This is a genomic window from Pseudomonas sp. KK4, from assembly GCF_001984065.1.
Taxonomy (GTDB): Bacteria; Pseudomonadota; Gammaproteobacteria; order Pseudomonadales; family Pseudomonadaceae; genus Aquipseudomonas.
In genome coordinates this window covers 1-25180 of the sequence record NZ_LYVP01000036.1, presented here as the reverse complement: position 1 = coordinate 25180, position 25180 = coordinate 1, and the positions used below count along the sequence as shown (strand labels likewise).

Below are 25180 nucleotides of genomic sequence, written 5' to 3'. Positions count from 1 at the left end.
ATGGCAATTGAGCGATTCACCTGGGCAGTGGAGAAGGGCGCAGAGGGTGATATCACACAACGTGTCCGCTCCAAGAAGTTCGGCGATGGCTACGAGCAGGCCGTCGAGGATGGTCTCAACAATCAGTCGGAATCCTGGCCGGTGACCTTCACCGGTATGGCGTCCCGAATCTTGGAGATCAGGAAGTTCCTCGACCGGCACAAGGGCTCAAAAGGCTTTCTCTGGACGCCGCCCCTTGGCGTACTTGGGCTCTACAAGTGCACCGGCTACAAGCCCGTGCACCGTGGAGGCCAGGTCTACGCCATCACCGCCACCTTCCAGCAAACCTTTCACCCCTGAGGTAACGCCGCATGGCACTGATCACGGACATCCAGAAGCTGGAGCCCGGTGGCGAAATTCGCCTGTTTGAAATCGATGGCACGGAATACGGCGCCGACGTGCTGCGTTTTCATGCCCATGCGATTCCGCACGCGCCCGAAGAGCTGCTGGCCTACGAAAGCTCGGCAGAGGAACTACCCGCGAAATCGATCTGGTGGCAGGGCAATGAGTACGCGGCCTGGCCAGTGCAGATCGACGGCATCGGCGCCGACAGTAATGGCAGCGCTACGCGGCCAGTGTTCATGGCCGGCAACGTCAACGGACGCATCACGGCGCTGTGCCTGGCTTTCGATGACCTGCTGAAGTTTCAGCTGACCGTGCGCGAAACCCTGGCCAAGTACCTGGACGCGGCGAATTTTCCTGAGGGAAATCCGACTGCCGACCCAACTCAGGAGGCGCTGGAGATCTGGTTCATCGACCAGAAGACCGGCGAGGACGGCGAGGTTGTGCAGTGGGAGCTTTCTTCACCTGGTGAAATCGACAACCACGGGCTGCCGGGGCGCCAGATGACGACCTTCTGCCACTGGGCAATGACCGGGGGCTACCGCGGGCCGAACTGTGGTTACACCGGCGGGGCGATGTTCGATGACGACGACAATCCCACGGACGACCCGAGCAAGGACGAATGCAAGGGCGGGCTCAAGTCCTGCAAGTTGCGCTTCGGCCAGAACAACCAACTTCCTCACGGCGGATTCCCCGCGGTGTCCCTGATCGCCAGGAGCTGATCATGCGCAAGCACGTCTTGAGCGCCATGACGGCGCATGCCGCCGCGCAGTACCCGCGCGAGGCCTGCGGGCTGCTGCTGGCGATCGGCACGAAGCAGAAATATTACCCTTGCCGAAACAGCTCCATCGAGCCGACCGAAGAGTTCCGGATCGATCCCGAGGACTACGCCGCAGCGGAAGACGTCGGCGAGGTGATCGGAATTTTCCACTCGCACCCGGATGCAACCAGTCGGCCGTCACCACACGACTTGGCTATGTGCGAGTCCACGGCGCTGCCCTGGCACATCCTGAGCTGGCCGGAAGGAGACCTGCGAAGCATCACCCCGACCGGCAATACGCCGTTGCTCAATCGCCCATTCGTGCACGGCGCCTGGGACTGCTGGCAGGTCTGTGCTGACTGGTACAAGCGGGAGTGGGGGCTGGAATTCGAGGCCTTCAAGCGGGAAGAGGGGTGGTGGGAAAGTGCGGAGGCGGAAAGCCTTTATGAATCGAACTACGCAGCGGCGGGATTCGTTCGTGTGGACCGGCCGCAGCGCGGCGACATGATCGTTATGGCCGTCGGCCGCACGGCTCACCCGAACCATGCCGGAATTTACCTCGGCACCGATCCGGCGCTACCTGGAGAAGACTCGAACGCCTTCGGCCCCGGGCCATTTCTGCTGCACCACCTGTACGGGCGCCCGAGCGAGATCATCGTCTTCGGTGGCCCTTGGCTCGAACGTTCCAGGCTGATTCTTCGGCACGTCGATGCAAAATCAATGGAGACGGCCGGGAATGCCCCGGCCTAATTTCACTGTTTTTCTTCGAGATCTTCAACACGTTTGTGCAACTCGATCACAGCCTTTGCCAAATCAGCTATTGCAGCATGTGCTGCCTTAGCAAACTCTTGGCCTCGTTGATCCTGTGGGGCATTCCGCGCCATATGGTTAGCGTTTTGCTCGGCTGATCGCAATATTTGATTGAGATATGTTGCACTCACATCGACCTCCTAGGTCGTCAGTTAGCGCCAGGATTGGCGCAATCCCAGTCCTTGGGTTTGTAGGCAAAGGACTGGGGGTTATCCATTGCTTGAAGGCAGAAGGCTACTACGCAGAGTGGCGATGTGTTACTGGGGATTCGTACAGCTCGTGATATCGTTATGCCTTTACCAACGGATGCGATCGATGAAAGTAAAAAATTGGGAAGGCTGGGAACCTGAATGGCTCAAGCTCACCGAACATTTTCAGAGCGCCCCGGGGGTGCCTGGCGCGTATATCATCTGCGCCGATCATGCGATACAGCGCGCAGTTGGTTCAGATGAACATGGTGTTTTGACCATTGGCGAATCGGATAACTTGCGCCGTCGGCTCTCTGCGTTTGTTCGATGCGCCAAGAATCCAGGTAAATCCGGCCACATGGCCGGATGGCGCTTCAATTACGCGTCTTTCGAAAAAGTTTTCCCATTAGAAACTCTCTGGGTCACCTGGTACCCGACAGTTGATAAAGCGGCCGCGTATGCAAAGGAAGGTGAAATGCTCGCGCTCTATTTGGCAGAGCACTACGAACTCCCTCCGCTCAACTACAAGTTCAATTGGCCAAAACTGGAAGCTTGAGCGCTGGTTGGTCGGCCTGTACCACGATAAAGTCAGATCCTTTCAGGACGAGGAAGAATCATGCGGATTTTGATAGGGGCGGTGGCGGTTATGTTGCTGGCCGGTTGTGCTTCGACTGCAATTTCAGTGAGAGACGCGAAGCCGGTTCCGTCAGACGAGGTTTACGCATTCCAGTCAAAGCCCTCTGGCGCCAGTGGGAAAATAACGGTAGTTCGTGACTCAGGTGCGGTCGGTTCGGGCTGCGATATAGTCGTTTATGTGGATGGCAGAAAGGCAGCAAAAATCGGTACCGGCCAGCGCGCATCGTTCTATCTTCCTCCTGGCACACCCAACCTTGGTGCCGGGTTGGCTGGAACCGGCCTGTGCGCAGGTGCAGCGATTCGCACTATCTCGGCAAATGTTCAAACGGGGAAGGAAAGCCTTTATAGGATCAGCGGCGACATGGCAGGTTTCTATATCGGTCCGTACGTCGACTACAACTAACTCAAATTCAAATAGCCGCCTTCGGGCGGTTTTTATTGCTTGGAGAAAAGCAATGTACGAAACGGCGATCGAGTATCAGCCTATGATTACGATCCGCTTGTATGGCCAATTACGCCAGTTCGGACGCTCCTTCCGACTGTCGGTAAAATCGCCGGCGGAGGCAATTAAAGCGCTTTGCGTGCAGATTCCCGGCTTCGAGCGCTTCCTCTCCAACGCCAAGTCTCGCGGAATGGAGTTCGCGGTGTTTCGCGGGAAGACCAACATCGGTGAAGCCGAGCTTGATTACAGCGGTGGCGGAGATATCCGCATCGCCCCGGTCATCGTCGGCAGCAAGCGCGGTGGAATCTTGCAGACCATCGTCGGCGCAATCCTTATTGTCGTTGGCGTACTCGCGGCGGCTACGCCATTTGGTACACCGCTGATTGGCGCGGGTATCGGCCTGGTCGCTGGTGGTGTAATCCAAATGCTCAGCCCTCAACCGAAGGGTTTGAAGACGAGTGCTGCCCCCGAGAACACTCCCGGCTACGCGTTTGGTTCTGCAAAAAACACAACTGCGAGCGGCAATCCTGTTCCTCTGTGCTACGGCAAGCGTCGGGTGGGTGGGGCGATCATCAGTGCCGCGATTTATGCCGAAGACCAAATGTAGCCAGTCGTCGCAACATCACAGCCGCCCATGAGGCGGTTTTTTATTGCCTGGAGGAAAACATGGGTGCAGCACATCAATTGGACGTTTTCGGCGCTAAGGGTGGGTCGGACAAGCCTAAGACCCCGACCGAAGCACCGGACAGCTTGCGCTCGGTGGCCATGGCGAAAATTCTCATAGCGATGGGAGAGGGTGAGTTCGCCGGCAATCCGACGGCGCAGGATATCTATCTCGACAACACGCCACTGCAAGATCCACAAGGGAACATGAATTTCCCAAACGTGAAGTGGGAGTATCGCAACGGCTCGATCGAGCAGGATTACATCCAGGGTATCCCCTCCGTAGAAAACGAGACCACCTTGGGCATTGAGTTGCGCAGCGGCACTCCTTGGGTAAGAGCCATCAGCAACACCGAGCTCTCTGCTGTGCGCCTGCGCTTCTCCTGGCCGGCCCTGCAATCAGTTGATGCCAACGGCAATGTGAACGGGTACCGGATTGAGTACAAAGTTGAGCTGGCCACCGATGGGGGCACCTATCAGGAAGTACTCAGCGAGGCAGTTGATGGCAAAACCACCACCGTATATGAGCGCACTCGCCGCGTTGATCTGCCCGCTGCAACAAGCGGGTGGCTGATGCGCGTTACACGCATCACGCCTAACCAGAACAACAACAAAATCGCCGATACGATGCAGATCGCTGGTTTCACCGAGGTAATCGACGCAAAGCTTCGCTACCCAAATACCGCACTGCTTTACATCGAGTTTTCGGCCGAGCAGTTCCGCAGCATCCCAGCGGTAACCGTCGACACCAAGCTGAAAAAGGTGCCGGTACCGAGTAATTACAATGCTGAAACTCGGTCCTACACCGGTGTTTGGGATGGCACATTCAAGCAGGCCTGGACTGACAACCCCGCGTGGATGACATATGACATCACCGTCAGTGACCGCTTTGGCCTGGGCCGGCGCATCAAGCCGTGGCAGGTGGACAAGTGGGAGCTCTACCGGATCGCCCAGTATTGCGACCAACTGGTCCCAGATGGAAAGGGTGGGCAAGAGCCGCGCTTTCTCTGCAACCTCAACCTTCAGGGCAAGGCTGACGCCTGGTCGCTACTGCGCGATATCTCGGCCATCTACCGGGGCATGACCTACTGGGCGCAAGGCCAGGTCTTCACGCTGTCCGACATGCCGCGCGCGACCGATTTTGACTTCGCTTACACCCGGGCGAACGTTGTCGACGGCAAGTTCACTTACTCGAGCGCATCGGAGCGGACCAGGTACAGCCGCGCTCTGATCAGTTACGACAACCCGGAGAACAACTACGACACCGACGTAACGGCGGTGACCGATACCAAGCTGCAGCGGCGCTACGGCGACAATGTGCTCGAGATCAGCGCGATCGGTTGCAACCGCGAGTCTGAGGCTCAGCGCCGGGGCAAGTGGGCTCTGCTCACCAACTCCAAGGATCGCGCCGTCAGTTTCCGCGTTGGACTTGATGGGCGCATTCCACTGCCTGGCTACGTCATCCCCATTGCGGACGAGCTCCTCGCGGGCCGGCCGATAGGTGGGCGCATCTCCGCAGTTGCGGGCCGCACTGTCACGCTGGATCGCGATACCCAGGCCAAGGCAGGGGATCGGCTGATCTTGAACCTGCCGAACGGCAAGTGTGAAGGGCGCACCGTGCAGTCTGTGTCCGGCCGCGCTTTGACTGTGACCGTCGACTATTCGATCGCGCCTGAGCCTGAATTGATTTGGGCACTGGATGCCGACGACCTGGCCGTGCCGCTGTACCGGGTGACCGCCGTTTCTCGTCCGGAGGCGGGCGTCTTTGAAATCTCAGCTGTCCAGTACGACCCGAGCAAGTTCGCGCACATCGATACCGGCGCTCGCCTAGAAGAGCGGCCGATCAGTGTCATTCCGATCACCGTGGTACCGGCACCGGCAAGCGTTACCCTGATTGCAAACTCGGTCGTGTCCCAGGGCATCGCCGTTGCCACCATGACCATCACGTGGCCCGCGGTAAACGGCGCAGTTGGTTATGACGTGGAATGGCGAAAGGACAGCGGCAACTGGATCAAGCTGCAGCGCACCGGCGGTACCAGCGTCGACGTTGTTGGCATTTATGCCGGCGCCTACGTGGCCCGCGTCCGCGCGGTAAGTGCTTTCGACATCTCGTCGATCTGGCGCAACTCGATCCTGACCAACCTCAGCGGCAAGCAGGGGCTGCCGCCGGCGGTGTCGTTCCTCACGGCATCGCCGCTGCTGTTCGGCATCTACCTGAAGTGGGGTTTCCCGGCTGGCGCCGAGGACACCCAGCGCACGGAAATCTGGTATGGGCCGTCGACCAGCCTTGAAGCGGCAGCCAAGCTGACGGACCTGTCGTACCCGCAAAGCGACTTCTCGATGCTCGGCCTGGCCGCCGGCGTGACCTTTTACTTCTGGGCGCGCCTGGTCGACCGGATCGGCAATATCGGTCCGTGGTATCCAGTGGGACTGGGTATACAGGGGCAGTCGAGTTCCGAGGCTGCGCCGATTCTGGAAATGATCGCCGGGCAGATTGGCCGCACAGAGCTGGGCCAGGACATCCTCGACGAAATCGATAAGATTCCTGGCCTGCAGGACCAGATCGACGCCCTGGACGACATCCTGCTGTACGACCCGGCCAAGACCTACGCCGATGAGGACATGGTCCGCCTGGGTCAACGGTTGTACCAGGCCACCGGTGCGGTGCCGACCAACACGTCGCCGCCGAACCCGGCCTACTGGCTGGACATTGGCAAATCGATCGAGACGGCCAACGGGCTGGCGCAGCAGGTTGCATTCAACACGGCGGATATCACCGAGCTCGACGGTGAGATCACGGCGCAGGCCACTGCCTTTCAGGCATTGAGCGCTGCTTACCGGGACGACAACGGGGAGGGCGATCTCGCCGACGCGTTGAAAGGCTGGAGCAGCACGGCGGCGATCGCGAGCGAAGAGAAGGTTAGGGCCTCGGAAAATCTGGCAATTGCACAGAAGACGGAGACCCTGACGTCAATCGTCGGCGAGAACCAGGCAGCGGTCACCGACCTGCGGCAGACCGTGGCCACCGACAAAGAGGCGACGGCCACGGCGATCACGCAGGTGAACGTGAAGGTTGGCGAGAACACCGCAGCCATACAGGAAACGGCCACGGCCTATGCCGACACCGCAGGCAAGCTGTCGACGATGTGGTCGGTGAAGATGCAGCTCACTGCTGACGGTAAGTACGTCGCCGCCGGCATCGGTCTGAGCATTGAAAACACCGGTGCCGGTTTGCAGAGCCAGTTCCTGGTCAGCGCGGACCGGTTCGCGATCGTCAACACCATCGCAGGCGGCGCGATCTCGGTCCCGTTCGCGGTCCAGGGTGGCCAGGTGTTCATGAACTCCGCCTTCATTCAGGACGGCACCATCACCAACGCCAAGATCGGCAGCTACATCAGCTCGACCAACTACATCGCCGGCCAGCAAGGCTGGATTCTCAACAAAGACGGAACACTGGAGATCAACGGCATCGTTCCCGGTCAGGGGCGGCTGGTGATCAACTCGTTGAACGTGTCGGTCTACGACGCGAACAACGTGCTGCGTGTCCGTCTTGGCTATCTGGGGTAATCAATGGCTCTATTTGGCCTGCGTGTCTTTAACGAGAGCGGTCAGCTCGCCATGGACACCAATTCATTCACCTACCAGGTGCTGTGGCAAGGTGTCATCGATTTCAGCGGCGCCGTGCCCAGCTACACAATCAGCATCCCTGGCTTCAACCCGGCAAACTGCGTGTTCATGATCATTCCCACCAGAGCGCAGGACGTGCAGACGGCAGAGAACGACGGCTTGGGCAACACCAAGTCATACCCCTACGTCACTACCGGCGCAGGGGTCGTGACCGTCTTGCCGAAAAACCCCTCAGCGGGTGCCGCCATTGGGCAAACACGGATCGTCGCCAAGGGCTACGCGATAAGGTTTTCGACATGAGCTATGGCTTTCAGAGCATCAACGACAGCTCCTTTGTTCAGATTGACTCCGAGTTACCTCGGTTATGTATGCTGACTAGAGGGAGCTACGCCGGCACCACGGATGCGTCAGGGGTTTTCGCCAGGCCCATAACCAGCCAGGATCCGCCGATTGTGTTCATACGACCGGATGCCGGAGTGATGCAGGTTCCGATCTCTGTATGGTTCACCGGCGGCCCCGGGAACTGGACCGGCTTCTCGATGAAGGCTTCAGTCGTTACTGCCTCGCTGAGCGGGCAGTATTTGGTCGCAGCCTGGGCTTCGATGGGCACCGCCGCATACGGCATGCGTTTGTGGGGGCCGACCGGCGCCCTGGTTTACGACAGCGGTGCCCCGGCGGTTGTCGTGACCTACGCCGCTGGCAACTGGGTTTATCTCGGTGATGAGGTGCTTACCGTCGGGCGACGCTATATCTGGGCGATAAACAAGCTGCTCGGCGCCGGCGAATATATCTCGCTCAATCCGTTCGCCATGAACTGCCATAACGCCTCCTCTGGTGGTGGCTGCGCCCTGGGCGTGGATTACGCCAATGGCCAAATCAGGATGTACAGCCTCGCGACAAACGCCTGGACCGACCAAGGTCACCGGCCATTTCTTTGCGCCAAATTACTGGCCTGAGCTTTACTTTTTTGGAGATAACCAATGCCCTGGTACAAATCAGGAACGGTCTCTGTCACCTTGAATTCCAACGCCGTGATCGGCACGGGTACTGCCTTCCTTTCCAATGGTCGGGTGGGCGATGCGTTTCGTGGGCCGGACGGCGGTTGGTATGAGGTCACCAACATTGCCAGCGACACTGCAATGTCGATCTCGCCGGCGTACAAGGGTGCAACCAACGCAGCAGGTGCTTATGCCCTTGCGCCAATGCAGGGCTACGTCAAGGATTCCGCCGATGCGTTGCGTGCATTGGTCAATGCCTATGGCCCCAAGTTGGCCGCCCTTGGCACAACCGGCAACTACGACATCTTGCCCATTACCAAAGGCGGCACCGGTGCTGCGAATCAGGCTGATGCTCGCGCTGCTTTTGGACTTGGCTCTGCGGCCGTGGTGGAGATACAGACCAGCGTCATCGATGCGACGGCAGGCCGGGCAATGATCAACGGCGCATGGGGCTGGGGTGCTCTGTCATCCGATAATCCTGCCGACTTGAACGCGATCGCGGTCAGCCAGAAATTCGGGATCAATACAGGCGCCTCGAACATCCCCTGGGCATTGGGTAGCACCACTGTGCCGTTCGCTGCTGGTTCAAGCGGTATTGCGATGACCTGGACCGCGAATCATCAAAGTCAAATCATCGTAAACCGCACGGCTTCGATGGTCGCGCTGCGTCGCAAAAGCGCAGGGGTCTGGGCGCCGGATGACTACTTCTGTCTGTACCCGACCGGGCAGACATTTCTAAGCGTTGCCCAGGGCGGCACCGGCGTTACCTCGCTCTCAGCTCTGTTGGCCGCGCTAGGACTGACCGATGCATACAAGAAGTCCAATGTCGTCGGCACCGTAGGTCAAACGGCGGGCGTCCCTACTGGTGCATTGATGGAGTCCGGGTCTAATGCTAATGGGTCCTACTGGCGATTCGCAAATGGATTGCAAATCTGTGCAGGAAATCTAATTAGCGGAGGAACCGCCACAACTCAAGGTTCGATCTTTATTTCTACGCCAGCCTCCGGGAGTTTCCCGATTTCCTTCGCGGCGGCGCCGTGGGTAGTTGCTAGCGGGCTATACAATGCCTCGGGACAAGGGTGGGCAACGCAAGCAACTTTTTCAACAACTACAACGTGGGGCAACTGGGCGGTGTGCTTCGGCGCATCAAACGGAAGCGCCTCGACAATAAGCGTCATTGCAGTAGGAAGGTGGTTCTGATGCGCATCAATCTATCCCCGCAGCGTCGGGATGACACTCTTGAAGTTATCAAAACCGGTGACGTCCTGACCGTAAACGGTGAGGATTTCGACTTCTCGCCGATTGGTAATGGCGACACACTGCCTGCATCAGCCATCGCCTCGGAGTGGTTTTTCGATAAGGTTGATCGGATCGACGGCGAGCTTGTCTTAACTCTGATATTGCCAAACCCGTTTAATTATAGTCCTGAGCAGGCATTCCCGGTGCCGCTGGAAAACGTTCCAGAGGGTCTTGTTGTATTTCCCGGCCCGCTACCAGAGCTTGAAGTTGAAACAGATCCCGAGGGTGTTGAATGAATATCGATTGGTCCCAACTAATTACCAAGGCCATGAAAGACTCTGCAGCTCAAGCCGCTCAGCTCGCGAGTGCAAAAGCTGAGCTGTCCTCCAGGAACACCAGCGCACTGGCGCAGATCGCCCGCATCCAGGAACGTATAAACACCATCGGATTCGGCATCGAGGTAGGCGAGGCTACGGAAGAAGACGAGGCTGAGCAGGCTGCTTTGCTCCTCAGCGTGAAGGCCTGGAAGACCTACAAGTTCTCGCTAGGCAAGGTGACGAGCCAGCCGACCTGGTACGGCACGCCTGTGTGGCCAGTCGAGCCGTCCGTGCCCGTAATCGTGGCTGACCCTGAGTCACCACCCGCGTTCGATATTAAAACCGATTAATCGGGCATCGCGTGATCGATGACGGGTCACTACGTGCGATGGATATAGTTAATTTTAGTTTATTTTAAAAGCCTGATGATAAATCTGGAGTGGTAGGCCCAGCGCCCAAGGGGTCTCCATGTGTTACTCCTTCGCCACATCCCGATCGTCCTCTACAGCTTATAATCGCAACTTGAGTCGTTACTCTCCTGCATACTCCTTTGTTAACGAATTCATCAAGGTACTCGGGTTTTATTCCGTAAACCTGAATGTCACCCTCTGCCCAAGAATTACCCTCGCCTAGATGTCGGACTGGGGTCCAGGTCGTCATTTGTAATTCGGTTGGATTTACAGCTGCGTTAATTGTCGAGGCCCTATCTCCATCTGCTGGGACAATGGATGTTACTTTGAGTCGGGTCGCGCAATAAGCATATCCGGGCTCTACGGGCACTACATAATTTGTTTCCTCACCCACCGGTGCGGCCGTCGCAGTTTGGGTTCCGAGAGTTACGTAGGCAGGATTCACGCCCATGGCACCGGATATTGAAGCGATTATCGCAGTTGCCTCCCTAGATTGAAGATACCAATCTAATCCATGCGGGGCACGCACAGCATCATAATGAAGCGGAGTTACTACAAACAAATTTCGTGGATATGCAGCATGGGCCGTAAGTGGGAGTATGAGCAGAGAAAAAATTGTTGTGAAAGTGATATGAAGTTTTTTCATTGTGTTGCTCCTGTTATCTATGGTTTAACATAGCCGGTTATCCGTGTTTCGTAATATTAATTGGAAATAAATTAAATTACCTAATGTATGGGTTCTGCTGTTTCGTAGTTGTTACAGTTGGTTCGTTGTTGATTCGAAGTTGCAATTTGAATGGGTGATGCAGTATCGAATTGCTATGGTTTTTTTAAAAAATTGAACGGTTCTGATTGGAGAACAAGTTATGCCCATTACCGCGCAGCAACTGCTGCAGATGCTCCCAAACGCCGGCGCCAACGCCGGCGTTTTTGTTCCTCTCCTGAACACGGCGATGCAGCGGTACCAGATAGTCGGGATCAAACGCGCTGCAGCGTTCATTGCGCAGATCGGCCATGAGTCCGGCCAGTTTCAGTGGGTTCGTGAGATTTGGGGCCCGACCGCTGCGCAGCATGGGTACGAAGGCCGCGAAGACCTGGGCAACACCGTTCCGGGGGACGGCCGGAAGTATTGCGGGCGCGGCCTGATCCAGATCACCGGCCGGGCGAACTACGCCAAATGCGGCGAGGCGTTGGGCCTGGACCTGATCAATCACCCCGAGCTGCTGGAATTGCCGCAGCATGCCGCGATGTCAGCGGCGTGGTTCTGGAAGCAGAAGGGGCTGAATGACTTGGCCGATCGGGATCAGTTCAACACCATTACCCGGCGCATCAATGGCGGTTTGAATGGGCTGCAGGATCGCCTCGAGATCTGGGCGCGTGCGCGGAAGGTGCTAGTGTGATTGCCGTTCCGTGGAAGTTTGTCGGCACGCTGGCGCTGGTCCTGCTGGGCGCCGCCAGTGCCTGGCAGTTCCAGGACTGGCGCTACACCGCGCAACTGGCCGAGCAGGCCCGCTCCCACACCGACACCCTCAACCAACTAGCCATGGTCGGCGCCGCAGCGCAGAAGGCCGAGCAGGATAAGCGCCTCGCGCTCGAGCAGCGACTGGCAGCCAGCGACAAAAACCATTCCGAGAAATTGACCAATGCCCAAAAAGATCAGGCTCTGTTGCGCGATCGCCTTGCCACTTCTGATCTGCGGCTGTCAGTCGTCCTCGCCCAGGGTTCAGCCGGTGGCTGTTCAGTGCCTGCAACCGCCGGCACCGGCGGCGTGGTTCATGGAGCCATACGAGCCGAACTTGACCCAGCGCATTCTCAACGAATTGTTGCCATCACCGATGAAGGTGATCGGGGACTGATTGCGCTGGCTGCCTGCCAGGCCTACGTGCGCGAGATCGGTACGCGCCCCTAAAACAGCTTTCTGTTTTGGAGCACCAGCGGTAAACAGGATCAATGAACAGCCGAAGACCTGGGAACTGGCACGCGATCAAACTTAGAAATCTCTTTGATCCAAAAGCGACGGTATTTAGTTTGATCTGGCGCCAACGGCTTGTGATTAGACCAAGAGTGAGAAGCTTTCATGCTGGCGCGATACTCCTCCCACTCCTTTTCCTCCGCCACATCTTTTGCTGTCTTTTCGTCGTCGAACCATCCGAGGACGTACACTTCGCCTTGGTCCTGTCCATGCTCAATGAGAAGGTAAATATTGTTCATCAGCTTTGCCTTTGTCGCGCTCAATCGGGTTAAGCCTCGAATATGAGGCATTCCAGTGCTATCGGCCGTTCTCATTAGATGTTGAGCGTCGGCTTGGGATGAGCGTTATCCGCGTTCCCAGTGATGGCCTGAGGCTATTCTTGCCGGTGGTGACAGGTTGGCTCATCATCACCATTCACCGATTTGATAGACAGCCGCACATGGACAAGCAACTGGCGGGACTTTCAATCCTCATGACTATTGTCTGGGTTTCTGCGGTGTTACTGGTCATGTATTGGATGTCGCACTGAAGGTAATGGCTTTGGATAATGTAGTGCTCGGAGACAAGATGAAGCGCGAGGCCGACCGTCTGCTGGCCCAGATCGGGCGCGCTGATTCGATGATTGTTGCGGTGAAGGCCGGCGCCCGGGCAGAAGGGTTCGTGCTGGGCTTGGAAACGGCCGGAGCATTGAGGGCCGGCGACGCGGAGCGGCTCTACATCATCTTCGAAACAGCGCTGGAGGACCGCCTCAAAGCGCTGGCGTCTTAGAAAAGTTCCCCGTCTTGGGGCTGCTCCTCGACCGGCTGTATCAGAAAGTGGCCCTGGTTTCGAACATTGCCAATGGCTCGGTCGACCTTGAACCACTCGAATGCCTGCGTCGGCTCACCCTGCAGCAATACCATTTGTTCGGCCCGCTCTTTCGGTGTTGCCGGATCCAGCCATTCGCGAGCCAGTTCCGGCGATAACGCCACGGGGCGCCGGTCGTGGATGTCCACCATGCCGCCGGCGCTGTCGGCAGTGATGATCACGAATCCATCGTGTTCGCCTAGCTCATGCTCTGCATTCGGGTATTGGCCGATGGCCGCGCACAGGATCGGCGACTGGTCTCGATGGCGAATAAGGTAGGGCTGCTTTTTCGGTTCGCCTTCGTCCACCCACTCAAACCAGTTGTTGATCGCGATGATTGCCCGGTGCGGCCAGATTGCACGGAAGAACGGGCCGTGGGCGACTGTCTCAACCCGGGCATTGATCGGGGCGGCACGATCCTTGGCCCAATGCGGACGCCATCCCCAGCGCACCATGTCGGCGTGCAGGTATTCACCCTCTTGGTGGAAGAGAGCCAGTTGCGTCGATGGAGCGGCGTTGTAGCGATCGAATGCCTGATCACCGGTAGTGTTGACCAGGGCATTGGGCATGCTCAGCGCCGCCACGAAGTCGTGGATGCCGCTGTATTGAGAAAGTCGTCCGCACATTGATGAATCCTCAAGCCCGAACAAAAAGCCTAGTTCAAGGGGCGATCTGTACGATGGTGTTTGCCCGTCGCCTTTTCGAGCTTCCCGGCGAGCTCACTGATGTGCTTGTTCTGAGCCATGAGCTGCCAATTAGTTTTTGTCTCAATATCCGTCGCTCTCCGGTTTGCTTCGGCCGTTTCCGCCTTTGCGGCGGCGAGTTGCGTCCGGAGCGTGTCGCGCTCCTTGGCGGCTTCCGTGTGCATCTCGACCAGTTGGTAGATCTTCTGGCGAGCTTGGCGCAGTTGCAGGGTCAGTTCCTGGACTTCGTTTTCATACACACGCAACGAATGCCTGCAAGTTTCGAGCGGTGTCGGGCTACCGAGCCAGTCGTCGGTGTCTTCTATTTCGTGCGAGTCCATCGGTGCGCCTTACCAACACTGTTTTTATATACAGTAATTGAGGCGGAGCGATTAGGTGATAGGTTGGTGACGAACAGTCTCGGCTTCAGTCCGGAGTCATCATGAGCGCGAGCGTCATGTTGATGAACTCCTCATTCCGGTCGATTGCTACCAGGGCGCTGCGCACGTTGTCAGCGACATCGGCTGAGCCGCTGGCGTCGACCCAGTTCGAGAGCTCCATGATGGCGGCTTCCAAGGCGAGTTGGTTTTCGTTGATTTTGAAGAGCAGGGAAGGCAGCAAATCTGAATTTGGCATGACTGGATCCTCGGTTATGAGGTCAGCGTAGCACCGAGTTGCATGAAGGTTTTTTAACGGTCGGCAGGACACCGGAGGAGGGAGTGTTGGCGGGAAATTCTTCCCCAAAACGCAACCGTTTTGACCAATGTTTATTGGGTTCAGAAGAGTCGCAAAAGTGGGTGGTTTTTTATGCTGGTTCTGGACTCAAGGCCTTGATTTAAAAGGCCTTGATTGGTTTTTATGCGGCATCCCAGGCTTTGACACCCAAATTGCGGCGCCGGATGCTCTGGTGCTATGCAGGATCGGCATAACGTTATCGCTCCGTTGAGCTGCTGATAACCTTTTTCTGACTCAAAAAGGACAAGATTTTCTGGGCCGCAATCATTTCAAGACATGCGGAAACATTGGTCTGCATGGAAGGCTTTGGAGATTGATTGCGGACCGGAAAACCTATCACAAGGCGCGTCCTGATTGATTTCCTCTCGGGACTTAAAATCCCCCGCTCGTAAGGGCGTGCCGGTTCGATTCCGGCTTCGGGCACCATGAATATCAAGGGCTTGCATGAGATACCTCATGCAAGCCCTTATTTTTGCCTGACGAAAACCCTGGTTCATTCACAAGCCCCCGCAACAGCCTTCTCCGCCCGCTGAATCTCCTGTTTCACATCAACGGTAATACGCTGCTCCTTGAGCTGTTGCCCGAGGAAGGTTTGATCGCCGCGGGACCTCACTTCGGCATCGGTCGCTGCCACCTTCGCCTCGACGGTCGCAGAGTGTTCGGAAATGACGGCTTCGACTTCTTCTTTGGTGTTAGCGGTGTCCAGCGCGTGGATGAGCTTGCCGACGTCTTCTTTTTCCGATTCGGCGTAACCCTCTACCGACAGGCCAGCGACCATCGCGCGGGCTTCGATTTCCGCCGATTTCAGATGGTCGCGCGCAACCTGGCACAGCTCGTCCTGGCGCCGATCCTTGATGGCTTCCCAGGCGCTTAATCCATAAGCCCCGGCACCTATGCAGGCCGCGACGACCGCAGCGCCAATCAATCTGCCTTTCACATTGACGTACTCTTGAAAGAAGGGTGGGGCAGGAAGGAGATTGTTCAATTGTATTTTAGAGTAGAAAGACTAGCTCAGGATGCGGCGGGAACAGTGGTTCGGGCAAATTCCAGGCAAAGAATAGCCCGGGAGGGAGTAAAGGCGTTGCGAATGAAATAAATCAATGGCAGGTCCGAAATTCAACTTCCAGAGGCGCTACCGGCCTGTTTTTTCGTCTGATGCTTCGAACGCTGGGTGGAAGCTGCTTCTTTCTCATGGGTCTGCGCATCGACACCCGAGTTCGAGCCTGACGCTTCCTCGCCTTTTTTGCTGGCCTTCTCGTGGTTGGACTCGGTGCCTTGATTCAAGCCTGGAATCGCGGCGGGGGGAACGACGGATTCCCGTGTGGAGGTATCAGCGGCCAATACGGCCAGCGAGCCGGTCGATAGCATCGTGACAACGGCTAATGCAGCGATTGTTCTTTTCATGTTCAAGCCTTCCGCGTGCAGGGATATACAGCGTTGGAAGGGCTGCGAAGGAAAAGGTGCTGAGTGCCTGACGAGCGGAAACCTTGCAGGAGCGACATGTTCGCTCCTGCAAGTCGCTATGTGCCCGGTTCTGATCTGCGCCGATCGCTGCCGTGGGGGTTGCCGCTGTTGATCAGCCTGCGTTCCAGCAGAATATTGTGCAGCGCTTCCCGGTCTGACGGTGCCAATTGGTGTTCGCGCTCCTTGAGTTCAAGCAGGATGGGGCTGGACCACTTCCGGTAGGTTTCTTCGGCACTGCGTATGGATGACATCGCTTCCTCCTTAATCAGGCTCCTGCCAATAAAGGCGTCGCTGTTCAATACGCAAGAGACCCTAGCCGAGGAAGGCGATTGGCGCCAATGCAGCGCGTCGGCAATCAATCCTGCGGATGCCACACGCCTGTGGCTGCGGTGCGCCGCACATACTCTGAGAAATCTCGCGGCGGCCGCCCCAGCGCTCTATTGACGCCGTCGGCAACGCCAGTGTTGCGCCCATCCAGCACCGTGGTGAACAGATACATCACCAGATCGATCAATTCGCCAGGCAGTTGCTCTTGCTCCAGCCCGTGACGATAGGCATCCCCCGGTACGGCTGCAAAACCGATTTCACGGCCTGTAGCGCGGGCGATCTCGGCGACGGCTTCGCCAAAGGTCAGTGCCCGAGGGCCGGTCAGTTCGTACAGTTGAGCCGAGTGCCCCGGTTGGGTCAGCGCCGCCACCGCGATTTGAGCGATGTCTTCGACGTCTACAAAAGGCTCTGCGACGTTGCCGACGGGCAGCACCAGTTCACCCTGCAGGATCGGTTCGAGAAAATGCGCCTCACTGAAGTTCTGGCAAAACCAGCTGGCACGCAGGATGGTCCAGTCCACGCCACTGTTTTGCACAACCTGTTCCGCTTGCTCGGCTTCAATCTCCCCACGGCCCGACAGCAGCACCAACTTGCCAACGCCACTGGCGACTGCCTGGTCGGTGAATGCCTGGATTGTGGCCAGAGCGCCAGGCACCGCAAGATCCGGTTGAAAGCAGATGTACGCAGCCTCAACGCCATCGAGGGCGGCGGCCCAGGTTGACCGGTCATCCCAGTCGAACGGTGGGGTAGCCCCTCGCGAGCCCAGGCGAACAGACTGGCCGCCAGCCTCAAGCCGCTGAGCGATGCGCCGTCCGGTCTTGCCCGTGGCGCCGAGAATCAGAAAAGTCGATTGGCTGCTGTTCATCGCGTTCATCTCCCTGGTCAATGTGAGTAACACTCACCTTTAAAAAGATGATAAACCCTCATGTTTAGTCGTCAATTGCTGGATCGTACAAAGCGACAAACGGACGCCGCCTCTTGGGTGCGCACAATGAGAGTGCTAAGGTGAGTCAACGTCATGTTTATCAGTCGGAAGCACCGCCGTGCCCAAGAAGACCAGCCAATCCCTGCAACAGTCTGTGGAGCCCATTCGACGCAACCCCACGCAGCAGCGCAGTCGCCAGCGCCAGGAGCGCATCCTGGCCGTGGCCACGGAGTTGATTGCAGCCAAGGGCAGCGATCAATTGAAGATGAGTGAAATCGCCGAGCGCTCGGACATCTCAATTGGCTCTCTCTATCAATATTTCCCGGATAAAAGCTCAGTGATTCGCACCTTGGCCGAGCGGTATAACGGCGAATGCCGATGCTGTATCGAGCAAGCGTTGGCAGCGGTGAAAGATGAGCCTGGGCTGCGAGGGGCCTTTTCAGACCTGCTCGATCAATACTACGAAATCGTTCTGGCGACCCCGGCGATGCGCGACATCTGGTGCGGGATGCAGGCCGACAAGCAACTGTTGGCGCTGGAACTCGAGGAAAGCCGCAATGCCGGCGGGCTGCTGGCCGAGGCGATGCTGCGGGTGTACCCCCACAGCGATCCGCGAAAGGTCAGGGAGGCTGCGTTTCTGATCTGGCATCTAGGGGAGTCGACCATGCGCCTGGCCATCTCTTGCGCACCCGCAGAGGGGCGGGCATTGGTCGAGACGTACAAGCGCATGTCATTGCGCGAGATCATGCAAGCTGATTGAAAGAGCATCGGACGGCTGTGTCAGTTCATGGCAAACAGCCGCCGACCCCATCGGCTATACGAAAGGCTGTCCGGTAAAACCACGGGGCAGTCTTTGCGGTCCGGGCATCGCTGCAAGGCGCTCGGTCCAGGCTTGGCGCCAGTCGTTTACGGTTTGGATGGCTCGGGTTTTGCGGGCGGCGCGTCGTGTCGCATTGCGCTGGGCTTTGCGCGCCTCTTTGTAGGCGTCAGTGTTGCGGCAGCTTCTGCATTTGACCCGATTGAGTTCGCGGGTCGATACCAGATTGTTGCCTTTGTGACCGCAGGCCAGATGCCCGCTGACTTTGAAGTGAGTGACCATGGGTCGTCTCCTCCTGACGTGTGTTCGTTTGACATCAGGGGGCTGGTGACGTTCGGCCATGGCTTTTTGCGTAACAATCCCAGCGCCGGGCAGGTGCGGGGGGGCAGGCATGGAGTGGTGGGACGAACACGCGCCCGCTGACGAAAGCTCGTCAGTCAGGCTCGAGGAGTTTGCAACAGTCGCGGGTCAACTCATCTGAACCGTGGCAGCGGCCGATCCACAGGCTTGAGCGCTGACAGAGTGTTGCGAATGAGCGGGGTGTCCTTTTCGATGTCGTTCAGGCGATCACGAATGCGCAGGGCTGTCGGGTGCCCGCCTTGATGATCGACCCAATCGGCGATTTCCTTACAGGCGGCGGCCAGGCGAACCTGACGGGAATCGAGCAGCGTGAGCAGGGTGGTGATGGACTCTTTTTCGGACATGGGAAGCACCTCCGTTGAAGACAGGTTGTACGGTCATGCGGCTGAATGACTACTGTAGGAGCGAGCTGGCTCGCGATGGTCGTTAACGATTACGCGGGGCAACTGGCTGCAGCGCTCTTTGATGCATCGCGAGCAAGCTCGCTCCTACAGGGGAAAGGGTTGATCCCTTTCAGTATAGCCCCGTAATAGACGGGTCAAGGCTCATCAGCCTTGGCGGGCCGTCACTTGTGAACGGGCGTTGAGCTGGCGGCAGACGCGCTGCGCGTCCTCTTCACTTTCGTAGCCGTCGCCGATGAAGCCGTTGGTGCGGGTATCGTTGATGCGGTACCACACAGCGGCATCAGGAGGTGGATGACCGGATTCCCCGGCCCGGCGGCCATGAATGATGATCTTGTTGCAGCGCTTGACGACGAAAATGTCTTCCATGGCTTCTACCGCAGCTGATTCGTGTACAGATCAACTATAGAAGTCATTTGTCATCGTGCAAAAAATAGCCAGGTCAATTCGTCGGCTCTGACGCCAGTTTTTCCAGCAACATGGCGAGGGCCACTTCCTCGGCCCGCAAGCCTTTGCGAATCCTCGGCCGGGGCAACTCGGCCAGTGCGCCGAGGTGGTATCCGTCCAGTACGCCGGGGTGGATATAGCACTTGCGGCAGACTGCAGGGGTATTGCCCAGCTGCCTGGCGACGTCCTTCACCGTCTGCACCACATGGCGCTTGGCTTCGGTTTCCGGTTGCCACGCCAGTTGACGCAACACCGCCAACGCCAGGGCGCTGCCGGCCCAGGTCCGGTAATCCTTGGCGGTGAAGTCGGCACCGGTCAGGGTTTGAAGATAGGCGTTGATGTCTGCTGAGGTGATGGGGTGCCGTTCTCCGTCCTCATCCAGGTATTGAAAGAGGTGTTGTCCGGGGATGTCCTGGCAGCGCTTGACGATCCGCGCCAGTCGCCGGTCCTTGACCGTGATCTGATGTTCGACGCCGCTTTTGCCGCGAAACTGGAACTGGATCGCGCTGCCGTTGATCTCGACGTGCCGGTCACGCAAGGTGGTCAGGCCGTAGGAGCGATTCTCCTTGGCGTATTGGGTGTTGCCGATGCGGATCAGTGTGGCGTCGAGCAAGGTGATGACCGTGGCCATGACCTTTTCCCGGCTGAAGCCCGGAGCGGCCAATATCGATTCCAGCTTTTTGCGCAATTTCGGCAGGGCCAGGCCGAAATCCCGTAGGCGCGAGTATTTATCGGTGTCGCGCACTTCGCGCCAGCGCACGTGGTAACGGTACTGCTTGCGCCCGCGAGCATCACGCCCGGTGGCCTGCAGATGCCCGCGCGGGTCGGCGCAGATCCACACATCGACGTAGGCCGGCGGCACCGCCAGCGCATTGATGCGCTGAATTTCCGCCGGATCGGTGATGCGTTGGCCGTCCGGATCAAAGTAGTGGAATTTGCCGCGCACTTTCTTGCGGCTGATTCCGGGCAGGGTGTCATCGACGTAGTGCAGGTCGCAGGGTAGGGCATCGGGCATGGCGATTGTCCTTGGCGAGGGGGCAGGGGCCGTTAAAACCATTGACCCCATGCCTTCACAGTCGTGCCAATCAGTTACGCCAGCACCGCCACGGCCTTGATCTGGGCCCAGAGTTGCTGGCCGGCATGCACGTTCAGTTGATCGCGCGAGTAACGGGTGATGCGCGCCAACAGCGGCGTACCCGCCGCGTCCAGGCGCACCAGCACATGGGCGGCGTTATCGGCCGCCAGCTCGCTGATCACGGTGACCGGCAGGCGATTGAGGATGCTGCTGTGCTCGGCGTTGTTGAGGCTCAGGCTCACGTCCCGCGCCTGAACCTTGCAGCGCAGCGTCTGGCCTGGCGCCAAGGGCGTATGCGCCACGCGAATGTGCAGGGCAGTGTCGGGCAGTTGCACCGTCAGCAATTGATAGTCGGCGTCGTACTGACTGACACGGCCTTCGATCACCACGCCGGCGTCGTCGCCCATGGCCAGCGGCAGATCGAGACGGGCCAGGGTCTGGCCAATGGGGCCGCTGGCCAGTGCCTTGCCTTCGCTGAGCAGCACGATATGGTCGGCCAGTCGCGCCACTTCGTCCTGGGAGTGGCTGACGTACAGCACCGGGATGTCCAGCTCATCATGCAGCCGTTGCAGGTAGGGCAGGATTTCGCTTTTGCGTTGGGAATCCAGGGCCGCCAGGGGTTCGTCCATCAACAACAGTTTCGGGCTGGTGAGCAGGGCGCGGGCAATCCCGACACGCTGGCGTTCGCCACCCGACAAATGCTGCGGATGGCGATCGAGCAGGTGGCCGATCCCCAGCAGTTCGGTGGCGTGGGCCATGTCTACCCGGCGCTGCGGTTTCGGGATCCGTTTGAGACCGAACTCCAGGTTGCCCAGTACCGACAGGTGCGCGAACAGGCTGGCCTCTTGAAAGACGTAGCCAATGGCCCGCTTATGCGGCGCTACGAAAATGTTCTTGTCGCTGTCCTGCCAGACTTCATCGTTGACCTGGATGCAGCCCTGACCTGCCTTTTCCAGACCGGCGATGCACCGCAGGCAGGTGGTCTTGCCGGAGCCCGAGTGACCGAAAAGCGCAGTGACCCCGCGACCGGGAAGCCGCTCGTCGACATCCAGGGCGAACCCCGAATAGCTGAGTGTGAGGCGCATATGAATCATCGATCAGCTCCAGCCCGCTTTGGTTTTTCGGCTGGAGTACAGCGCCAGCAACACTGCGAAGGAGAACACCAGCATCGCCCCGGACAACCAATGGGCCTGGGCATATTCCATGGCTTCGACGTGATCGTAGATCTGCACCGACACCACCCGGGTCTTGTCGGGAATATTGCCGCCGATCATCAGCACCACGCCGAATTCGCCGACGGTATGGGCGAAGCCGAGGATGGCGGCAGTGATGAAACCGGGGCGGGCCAGGGGCAGGGTCACGCTGAAGAAGGTGTCCCAGGGGTTGGCGCGCAAGGTCGCGGCCACTTCCAATGGCCGCGTGCCAATGGCCGAAAATGCGTTTTGCAGCGGCTGGACCACGAACGGCATCGAATACAACACCGAACCGATCACCAGCCCGGCAAAGCTGAAAGTGAGAGTGCCGAGCCCCAGTGACTGGGTGAACTGGCCGACGAACCCATGGGGCCCGAGCGCCAGCAACAGGTAAAACCCGATCACCGTAGGCGGCAGTACCAGGGGCAGGGCGACGATCGCCCCGACCGGGCCGCGCAACCAGGATTGGGTGCGCGACAGCCACAACGCCAGCGGAGTGCCGATCACCAGGAGAATGACGGTCGTCAGGGACGCCAGTTTCAGGGTCAGCCAGATGGCGGAAAAATCGGCACTCGTCAGGGTCATTTAGAGTTGGTAACCGTAGGATTTGATCACGGCCGCGGCTTTCGGGCCCTTGAGGTACTCAACCAGCGCCTTGGCGGCCGGGTTGTCCTTGCCCTTGGTGAGGATCACCGCGTCCTGTTTGATCGGGTCATGCAGGTTGGCCGGAACGATCCACGCCGAACCGCTGGTGATCTTGCCGTCCTTGTAAATCTGCGACAGGGCTACAAAACCCAGCTCAGCATTGCCGGTGGAAACGAATTGATAGGCCTGGGTGATGTTCTGGCCTTCAACGATCTTGTCCTTGACCTTGTCGGTCAGGCCTTGCTTGGCCAGCACCTGAGTGGCGGCCAGGCCGTAAGGCGCGGCTTTGGGGTTGGCGATGGACAGATGCTGGTACTCGTTCTTTTTCAGAACCTCCCCCTTGGCATCGACGTAACCTTCCTTGGCCGACCACAGTGCCAGGGTGCCGATGGCGTAGGTGAAGCGTGAGCCTTTGACGGTGTCGCCTTCTTTTTCGAGTTTTTCCGGGGTGGTGTCGTCTGCCGAAAAGAACACTTCGAACGGCGCGCCGTTCTTGATCTGGGTGTAGAACTGACCGGTCGCACCGAACGAGGTCACCAGTTTGTGGCCCGTGTCTTTTTCGAAATCGGCGGCAATGGCCTGGATCGGCGCGGTGAAGTTGGCGGCGACCGCCACCTGGACTTCATCGGCCTGGGCAGAACCGAAGGCCAAGGCGGCGAGCAGCGTTGCCAGGCAAGTGGGGGCGAAACGTGAGGCGCGAAGGGTCATGAAACGGCTCCGTTATAAACAGTGGGGGTGAGGCGGTATATAACGGAATATATAGCGAAAAGCCCACAAACGGAACTTGGACTATCACGCGACTCGTCAACTGTTCAAAGCTTTTGTGGCGAGGGCGCTTGCTCCCGTCCGGCTGCGCAGCAGTCTCGACATTTTTGGGACCGCTGCGCGACCCAGCGGGAGCAAGCTCCCTCGCCACAGAGGGTTGTTCGATTCAACGCAGTAGCAATCTAGCCAACCCTTCCTCTGCCAGGCGCCGCGTCAATTCAGCGGTGGTCAACTCAACCCCCAAGGTAAACGCCTGCCCAGCCCACAAATTGCTGAACTGCGCCTCCTCCCTGGCCCGCAACGGCATCAACGCGCCCCCGGCCAAGGGGAAGGCTGGGGCTTTGGCATTGATCGGCCCAAGCTCACGCATCACCCGATTCACAATCCCCCGCGCCGCGCGTCCGGTGAACAGGTTGGTGACGGCGGTCTCGCTGGCCTGAGCGGTGCGTAGCGCCTTGTGGTGCGAAGCACTGACCTTGGCTTCCTTGGTGAACAGGTACGCCGTCCCCACCTGCACCGCCGACGCCCCCAGCATGAACGCCGCGGCAACCCCGCGCCCATCGGCAATGCCGCCCGCGGCGATCACCGGCACTTTGACTGCATCGACCACCTGCGGCACCAACGCGAAGGTGCCGATCTGACTGTTCAGGTCATCGCTGAGAAACATCCCGCGATGCCCGCCGGCTTCGTAACCCATGGCGATGATCGCGTCGCAGCCATGTTGCTCGAGCCAGATGGCTTCTTCGACGGTGGTGGCCGAGGACAGCACTTTCGCCCCGGTCGCCTTCACCCGATCAAGCAGGGATTGTTCCGGCAGGCCAAAGTGGAAACTCACGACTTCGGGGCGAAACGCTTCGACCACCTCGCAACCGGCGGCATCGAACGGCGCGCGGTTGGACACCGGGGTTGGTGCGTCGAAGTCGACGCCCAGCTCCCGATAATAGGGTTCGAGCAGATTCTTCCAGTCTTGCGCCTGTTGCTCGTCGACGGCCGGCGGTTGGTGACAGAAGAAATTGACGTTGATCGGGCGCTGGCTGTGTTGGCGGATCGTCGTCAGCTCCGCGCGCAATTGTTCGATGCTGAGCATGGCTGCCGGCATCGAACCCAGGCCGCCGGCGTTGCTGGCCGCAATGACCATGGACGCGTTCGTGGCACCGGCCATGGGGCCTTGGATAATCGGCCGTTCGATGCCAAGCAGATCAAGAATGCGGGTGTCTGGCCATTGGCTCATTTTGAGTGTTCTCCGACGTGGGGACCGGGCAGGGCGACGCCCGGTTTTTTACCAGCATGACCGGTTCGGCACCTGTCATGTCAATCATCCCGGCATCGTCAGCGTCGGTGCAGTCCGCCGCCACCGAAAGAGCGGTTCATCAGTTGGGACGAATTGTGGACGTTGTTGAAGCGATCATTGCCAAACGAACGCGCCTGGGATTGCCGGTCAAGGTTCTGTACTTGAGCAGTATTGGCCGGATTGGGCCGGTTGGCCCCGCCGACCATCGATTGCCAGCCGTCATCCGTCTTCTTGTAGACATTGCCATCGTGGCCTGCGTAGACGTTGTCGCCAATTTGCGCAGCACCGCTGTTGCGTCCGCGAACGCTCCTGTAGTCGGTGGTATTGCCGGTGTTGGGGTTGTAGACGGCGCCGCGGTTGGCGGTGACCTGGGTGCCGGTGCGAGCGTTGCCGGCGGTGACGTGCTGACCGGCGATTGCCCCGCCATTGGGGCCAGTGGCGACGCCGCTGCGACCGGCCGCGTAGTTGCCGGTGTAAACGTTTTGCATGGCACCGCGCTGGCCGGCGGCTGCGATGCCCGTTCGCGAGTTATAGGAGGCGCCGACCTGCCCGGCCCAGCGGTTGCCGGTCCATGCGTTGTAGCCGGCACCGTAGCGACTGACCGAGGCGCGATCGCCCCATTGGCGGTAGATGTTGCCGGTGGTGCCGGCCCAGCCACCGGGTCCCCAGGCCGCCGCGCCGCCGTGATAGCCATAGGCGACGCCGCCCCACGGCATGGGTGCCGGATACAGACGCGGCCCCCAGGCATAGCCCCACCCGTAAT

At 58.8% G+C, this 25180-nt stretch carries 34 protein-coding genes and 1 pseudogene; 16 read left to right on the top strand and 19 right to left on the bottom strand.

Annotated features, from left to right (window positions below; translation table 11 throughout):
• The 3 genes from B0W55_RS14365 to B0W55_RS14355 are packed head-to-tail and all read left to right on the top strand — an operon-like array spanning position 1 to position 1891.
• On the top strand, positions 1–339 hold the full coding sequence (locus B0W55_RS14365; protein ID WP_077046637.1) for a phage tail protein: 339 nt from the start codon (positions 1–3) through the stop codon (positions 337–339).
• Between the two features lie 11 nt (positions 340–350).
• Positions 351–1103: a phage minor tail protein L gene (locus B0W55_RS14360; RefSeq protein ID WP_077046636.1), complete on the top strand. Its 753-nt coding sequence runs from the start codon at positions 351–353 to the stop codon at positions 1101–1103.
• Positions 1104–1105: 2 nt separating this feature from the next.
• Positions 1106–1891: a C40 family peptidase gene (locus B0W55_RS14355; RefSeq protein ID WP_077046635.1), complete on the top strand. Its 786-nt coding sequence runs from the start codon at positions 1106–1108 to the stop codon at positions 1889–1891.
• Positions 1892–1893: 2 nt separating this feature from the next.
• Here B0W55_RS14355 and B0W55_RS30005 read toward each other — a convergent pair whose 3' ends face one another.
• Complete coding sequence (locus B0W55_RS30005; RefSeq protein ID WP_139340916.1) at positions 1894–2082, bottom strand: hypothetical protein; 189 nt, start codon at positions 2080–2082, stop codon at positions 1894–1896.
• Between the two features lie 184 nt (positions 2083–2266).
• Between B0W55_RS30005 and B0W55_RS14350 the strand changes: the two genes are divergently transcribed.
• The 9 genes from B0W55_RS14350 to B0W55_RS30795 are packed head-to-tail and all read left to right on the top strand — an operon-like array spanning position 2267 to position 10411.
• A complete protein-coding gene (locus B0W55_RS14350; protein ID WP_077046634.1) occupies positions 2267–2695 on the top strand; it encodes a hypothetical protein in 429 nt (142 codons plus the stop codon).
• A 60-nt stretch (positions 2696–2755) separates the two neighbouring features.
• Positions 2756–3178: a hypothetical protein gene (locus B0W55_RS14345; protein ID WP_077046633.1), complete on the top strand. Its 423-nt coding sequence runs from the start codon at positions 2756–2758 to the stop codon at positions 3176–3178.
• Between the two features lie 52 nt (positions 3179–3230).
• Positions 3231–3824, top strand: coding sequence for a tail assembly protein (locus B0W55_RS14340; RefSeq protein WP_077046632.1), 594 nt, complete (start codon positions 3231–3233; stop codon positions 3822–3824).
• A gap of 59 nt (positions 3825–3883) precedes the next feature.
• A complete protein-coding gene (locus tag B0W55_RS14335; RefSeq protein WP_077046631.1) occupies positions 3884–7447 on the top strand; it encodes a host specificity protein J in 3564 nt (1187 codons plus the stop codon).
• 3 nt (positions 7448–7450) lie between these two features.
• Positions 7451–7807, top strand: a complete 357-nt coding sequence (locus tag B0W55_RS14330) for a hypothetical protein (RefSeq protein ID WP_077046630.1) — start codon at positions 7451–7453, stop codon at positions 7805–7807.
• The gene (locus tag B0W55_RS14325; protein ID WP_077046629.1) at positions 7804–8463 is read left to right on the top strand and encodes a hypothetical protein; all 660 of its coding nucleotides are present in this window, start codon (positions 7804–7806) and stop codon (positions 8461–8463) included. The genes B0W55_RS14330 and B0W55_RS14325 overlap by 4 nt, the downstream gene beginning before the upstream one ends.
• 24 nt (positions 8464–8487) lie before the next feature.
• Positions 8488–9705 carry a hypothetical protein gene (locus B0W55_RS31145; RefSeq protein WP_256576295.1) on the top strand — a complete coding sequence of 406 codons (1218 nt, stop codon included), beginning with the start codon at positions 8488–8490 and terminating at the stop codon, positions 9703–9705.
• Complete coding sequence (locus B0W55_RS30800) at positions 9705–10040, top strand: hypothetical protein (RefSeq protein ID WP_077046628.1); 336 nt, start codon at positions 9705–9707, stop codon at positions 10038–10040. Before B0W55_RS31145 ends, B0W55_RS30800 begins: the two co-directional genes overlap by 1 nt.
• The gene (locus B0W55_RS30795; protein WP_077046627.1) at positions 10037–10411 is read left to right on the top strand and encodes a phage tail protein; all 375 of its coding nucleotides are present in this window, start codon (positions 10037–10039) and stop codon (positions 10409–10411) included. The genes B0W55_RS30800 and B0W55_RS30795 overlap by 4 nt, the downstream gene beginning before the upstream one ends.
• Positions 10412–10475: 64 nt before the next feature.
• Here the strand turns inward: B0W55_RS30795 and B0W55_RS30970 are convergent, their stop codons facing one another.
• Positions 10476–11117: a hypothetical protein gene (locus tag B0W55_RS30970; RefSeq protein ID WP_218189763.1), complete on the bottom strand. Its 642-nt coding sequence runs from the start codon at positions 11115–11117 to the stop codon at positions 10476–10478.
• 220 nt (positions 11118–11337) lie between these two features.
• Here B0W55_RS30970 and B0W55_RS14305 point away from each other — a divergent pair, with 220 nt between their 5' ends.
• On the top strand, positions 11338–11871 hold the full coding sequence (locus tag B0W55_RS14305; protein WP_077046626.1) for a glycoside hydrolase family 19 protein: 534 nt from the start codon (positions 11338–11340) through the stop codon (positions 11869–11871).
• 243 nt (positions 11872–12114) lie between these two features.
• Positions 12115–12327, top strand: a complete 213-nt coding sequence (locus B0W55_RS31570) for a lysis system o-spanin lipoprotein Rz1 (RefSeq protein ID WP_371807270.1) — start codon at positions 12115–12117, stop codon at positions 12325–12327.
• Positions 12328–12418: 91 nt separating this feature from the next.
• On the opposite strand, the gene B0W55_RS14295 is transcribed toward B0W55_RS31570, so the two are convergent.
• On the bottom strand, positions 12419–12682 hold the full coding sequence (locus B0W55_RS14295) for a hypothetical protein (protein ID WP_077046625.1): 264 nt from the start codon (positions 12680–12682) through the stop codon (positions 12419–12421).
• 301 nt (positions 12683–12983) lie between these two features.
• Here B0W55_RS14295 and B0W55_RS14285 point away from each other — a divergent pair, with 301 nt between their 5' ends.
• A complete protein-coding gene (locus B0W55_RS14285; protein WP_083743189.1) occupies positions 12984–13211 on the top strand; it encodes a hypothetical protein in 228 nt (75 codons plus the stop codon).
• Here the strand turns inward: B0W55_RS14285 and B0W55_RS14280 are convergent.
• The 7 genes from B0W55_RS14280 to B0W55_RS14250 form a co-directional block, all read right to left on the bottom strand.
• Positions 13208–13915, bottom strand: coding sequence for an SOS response-associated peptidase family protein (locus B0W55_RS14280; RefSeq protein WP_077046622.1), 708 nt, complete (start codon positions 13913–13915; stop codon positions 13208–13210). The genes B0W55_RS14285 and B0W55_RS14280 overlap by 4 nt on opposite strands.
• 29 nt (positions 13916–13944) lie before the next feature.
• Positions 13945–14313: a hypothetical protein gene (locus tag B0W55_RS14275; protein ID WP_077046621.1), complete on the bottom strand. Its 369-nt coding sequence runs from the start codon at positions 14311–14313 to the stop codon at positions 13945–13947.
• 85 nt (positions 14314–14398) lie between these two features.
• Positions 14399–14608 carry a hypothetical protein gene (locus B0W55_RS14270; protein WP_077046620.1) on the bottom strand — a complete coding sequence of 70 codons (210 nt, stop codon included), beginning with the start codon at positions 14606–14608 and terminating at the stop codon, positions 14399–14401.
• Between the two features lie 592 nt (positions 14609–15200).
• Positions 15201–15644: a hypothetical protein gene (locus B0W55_RS14265; protein ID WP_077046619.1), complete on the bottom strand. Its 444-nt coding sequence runs from the start codon at positions 15642–15644 to the stop codon at positions 15201–15203.
• 179 nt (positions 15645–15823) lie between these two features.
• Positions 15824–16111: a hypothetical protein gene (locus B0W55_RS14260; protein ID WP_077046618.1), complete on the bottom strand. Its 288-nt coding sequence runs from the start codon at positions 16109–16111 to the stop codon at positions 15824–15826.
• A gap of 116 nt (positions 16112–16227) precedes the next feature.
• The gene (locus B0W55_RS14255; protein ID WP_077046617.1) at positions 16228–16422 is read right to left on the bottom strand and encodes a hypothetical protein; all 195 of its coding nucleotides are present in this window, start codon (positions 16420–16422) and stop codon (positions 16228–16230) included.
• 104 nt (positions 16423–16526) lie between these two features.
• Positions 16527–17363, bottom strand: a complete 837-nt coding sequence (locus B0W55_RS14250) for an NAD(P)H-binding protein (protein WP_077046672.1) — start codon at positions 17361–17363, stop codon at positions 16527–16529.
• A gap of 178 nt (positions 17364–17541) precedes the next feature.
• On the opposite strand from B0W55_RS14250, the gene B0W55_RS14245 reads away from it, so the two are divergent.
• Entirely contained in the window at positions 17542–18183 is a 642-nt protein-coding gene (locus B0W55_RS14245; RefSeq protein ID WP_077046616.1) for a TetR/AcrR family transcriptional regulator, read from the top strand.
• A gap of 54 nt (positions 18184–18237) precedes the next feature.
• On the opposite strand, the gene B0W55_RS14240 is transcribed toward B0W55_RS14245, so the two are convergent.
• From B0W55_RS14240 to B0W55_RS14200, 9 genes and pseudogenes are all read right to left on the bottom strand, one after another.
• Positions 18238–18522 (bottom strand): hypothetical protein, encoded by a 285-nt coding sequence (locus B0W55_RS14240; protein WP_077046615.1) that lies wholly within the window; start codon positions 18520–18522, stop codon positions 18238–18240.
• Between the two features lie 191 nt (positions 18523–18713).
• Positions 18714–18944, bottom strand: a complete 231-nt coding sequence (locus B0W55_RS14235) for a hypothetical protein (protein WP_034147138.1) — start codon at positions 18942–18944, stop codon at positions 18714–18716.
• 204 nt (positions 18945–19148) lie between these two features.
• Complete coding sequence (locus B0W55_RS14230; RefSeq protein WP_077046614.1) at positions 19149–19370, bottom strand: hypothetical protein; 222 nt, start codon at positions 19368–19370, stop codon at positions 19149–19151.
• A 73-nt stretch (positions 19371–19443) separates the two neighbouring features.
• Complete coding sequence (locus B0W55_RS14225; RefSeq protein WP_077046613.1) at positions 19444–20463, bottom strand: DNA topoisomerase IB; 1020 nt, start codon at positions 20461–20463, stop codon at positions 19444–19446.
• 74 nt (positions 20464–20537) lie between these two features.
• Complete coding sequence (gene modC / locus B0W55_RS14220) at positions 20538–21617, bottom strand: molybdenum ABC transporter ATP-binding protein (protein WP_077046612.1); 1080 nt, start codon at positions 21615–21617, stop codon at positions 20538–20540.
• A gap of 3 nt (positions 21618–21620) precedes the next feature.
• Complete coding sequence (gene modB / locus B0W55_RS14215; RefSeq protein WP_077046611.1) at positions 21621–22301, bottom strand: molybdate ABC transporter permease subunit; 681 nt, start codon at positions 22299–22301, stop codon at positions 21621–21623.
• Positions 22302–23069, bottom strand: a complete 768-nt coding sequence (modA, locus tag B0W55_RS14210; protein WP_077046610.1) for a molybdate ABC transporter substrate-binding protein — start codon at positions 23067–23069, stop codon at positions 22302–22304.
• A 223-nt stretch (positions 23070–23292) separates the two neighbouring features.
• A complete protein-coding gene (locus tag B0W55_RS14205; protein ID WP_077046609.1) occupies positions 23293–24357 on the bottom strand; it encodes a nitronate monooxygenase family protein in 1065 nt (354 codons plus the stop codon).
• Positions 24358–24455: 98 nt separating this feature from the next.
• Positions 24456–25180, bottom strand: a pseudogene (locus B0W55_RS14200) (autotransporter); the annotation flags it as partial.

Excerpts from the sequence above, each read along its gene's own strand:
- B0W55_RS14205 (WP_077046609.1), bottom strand. The coding sequence starts at position 24,357 with ATGAGCCAATGGCCAGACACCCGCATTCTTGATCTGCTTGGCATCGAA.
- B0W55_RS30970 (WP_218189763.1), bottom strand. The coding sequence starts at position 11,117 with ATGAAAAAACTTCATATCACTTTCACAACAATTTTTTCTCTGCTCATA.
- B0W55_RS14305 (WP_077046626.1), top strand. The coding sequence starts at position 11,338 with ATGCCCATTACCGCGCAGCAACTGCTGCAGATGCTCCCAAACGCCGGC.
- B0W55_RS14240 (WP_077046615.1), bottom strand. The coding sequence starts at position 18,522 with ATGGTCACTCACTTCAAAGTCAGCGGGCATCTGGCCTGCGGTCACAAA.
- B0W55_RS14360 (WP_077046636.1), top strand. The coding sequence starts at position 351 with ATGGCACTGATCACGGACATCCAGAAGCTGGAGCCCGGTGGCGAAATT.
- B0W55_RS14235 (WP_034147138.1), bottom strand. The coding sequence starts at position 18,944 with ATGTCCGAAAAAGAGTCCATCACCACCCTGCTCACGCTGCTCGATTCC.
- B0W55_RS14230 (WP_077046614.1), bottom strand. The coding sequence starts at position 19,370 with ATGGAAGACATTTTCGTCGTCAAGCGCTGCAACAAGATCATCATTCAT.
- B0W55_RS14270 (WP_077046620.1), bottom strand. The coding sequence starts at position 14,608 with ATGCCAAATTCAGATTTGCTGCCTTCCCTGCTCTTCAAAATCAACGAA.
- B0W55_RS14330 (WP_077046630.1), top strand. The coding sequence starts at position 7,451 with ATGGCTCTATTTGGCCTGCGTGTCTTTAACGAGAGCGGTCAGCTCGCC.
- B0W55_RS14355 (WP_077046635.1), top strand. The coding sequence starts at position 1,106 with ATGCGCAAGCACGTCTTGAGCGCCATGACGGCGCATGCCGCCGCGCAG.
- modA (WP_077046610.1), bottom strand. The coding sequence starts at position 23,069 with ATGACCCTTCGCGCCTCACGTTTCGCCCCCACTTGCCTGGCAACGCTG.
- B0W55_RS14295 (WP_077046625.1), bottom strand. The coding sequence starts at position 12,682 with ATGAACAATATTTACCTTCTCATTGAGCATGGACAGGACCAAGGCGAA.
- B0W55_RS31145 (WP_256576295.1), top strand. The coding sequence starts at position 8,488 with ATGCCCTGGTACAAATCAGGAACGGTCTCTGTCACCTTGAATTCCAAC.
- modB (WP_077046611.1), bottom strand. The coding sequence starts at position 22,301 with ATGACCCTGACGAGTGCCGATTTTTCCGCCATCTGGCTGACCCTGAAA.
- B0W55_RS14275 (WP_077046621.1), bottom strand. The coding sequence starts at position 14,313 with ATGGACTCGCACGAAATAGAAGACACCGACGACTGGCTCGGTAGCCCG.
- B0W55_RS14340 (WP_077046632.1), top strand. The coding sequence starts at position 3,231 with ATGTACGAAACGGCGATCGAGTATCAGCCTATGATTACGATCCGCTTG.
- B0W55_RS14260 (WP_077046618.1), bottom strand. The coding sequence starts at position 16,111 with ATGAAAAGAACAATCGCTGCATTAGCCGTTGTCACGATGCTATCGACC.
- B0W55_RS30795 (WP_077046627.1), top strand. The coding sequence starts at position 10,037 with ATGAATATCGATTGGTCCCAACTAATTACCAAGGCCATGAAAGACTCT.
- B0W55_RS14345 (WP_077046633.1), top strand. The coding sequence starts at position 2,756 with ATGCGGATTTTGATAGGGGCGGTGGCGGTTATGTTGCTGGCCGGTTGT.
- B0W55_RS30800 (WP_077046628.1), top strand. The coding sequence starts at position 9,705 with ATGCGCATCAATCTATCCCCGCAGCGTCGGGATGACACTCTTGAAGTT.
- B0W55_RS14335 (WP_077046631.1), top strand. The coding sequence starts at position 3,884 with ATGGGTGCAGCACATCAATTGGACGTTTTCGGCGCTAAGGGTGGGTCG.
- B0W55_RS14350 (WP_077046634.1), top strand. The coding sequence starts at position 2,267 with ATGAAAGTAAAAAATTGGGAAGGCTGGGAACCTGAATGGCTCAAGCTC.
- B0W55_RS14255 (WP_077046617.1), bottom strand. The coding sequence starts at position 16,422 with ATGTCATCCATACGCAGTGCCGAAGAAACCTACCGGAAGTGGTCCAGC.
- B0W55_RS14225 (WP_077046613.1), bottom strand. The coding sequence starts at position 20,463 with ATGCCCGATGCCCTACCCTGCGACCTGCACTACGTCGATGACACCCTG.
- B0W55_RS14250 (WP_077046672.1), bottom strand. The coding sequence starts at position 17,363 with ATGAACAGCAGCCAATCGACTTTTCTGATTCTCGGCGCCACGGGCAAG.
- B0W55_RS14280 (WP_077046622.1), bottom strand. The coding sequence starts at position 13,915 with ATGTGCGGACGACTTTCTCAATACAGCGGCATCCACGACTTCGTGGCG.
- B0W55_RS31570 (WP_371807270.1), top strand. The coding sequence starts at position 12,115 with ATGCCCAAAAAGATCAGGCTCTGTTGCGCGATCGCCTTGCCACTTCTG.
- B0W55_RS14325 (WP_077046629.1), top strand. The coding sequence starts at position 7,804 with ATGAGCTATGGCTTTCAGAGCATCAACGACAGCTCCTTTGTTCAGATT.
- B0W55_RS14365 (WP_077046637.1), top strand. The coding sequence starts at position 1 with ATGGCAATTGAGCGATTCACCTGGGCAGTGGAGAAGGGCGCAGAGGGT.
- modC (WP_077046612.1), bottom strand. The coding sequence starts at position 21,617 with ATGATTCATATGCGCCTCACACTCAGCTATTCGGGGTTCGCCCTGGAT.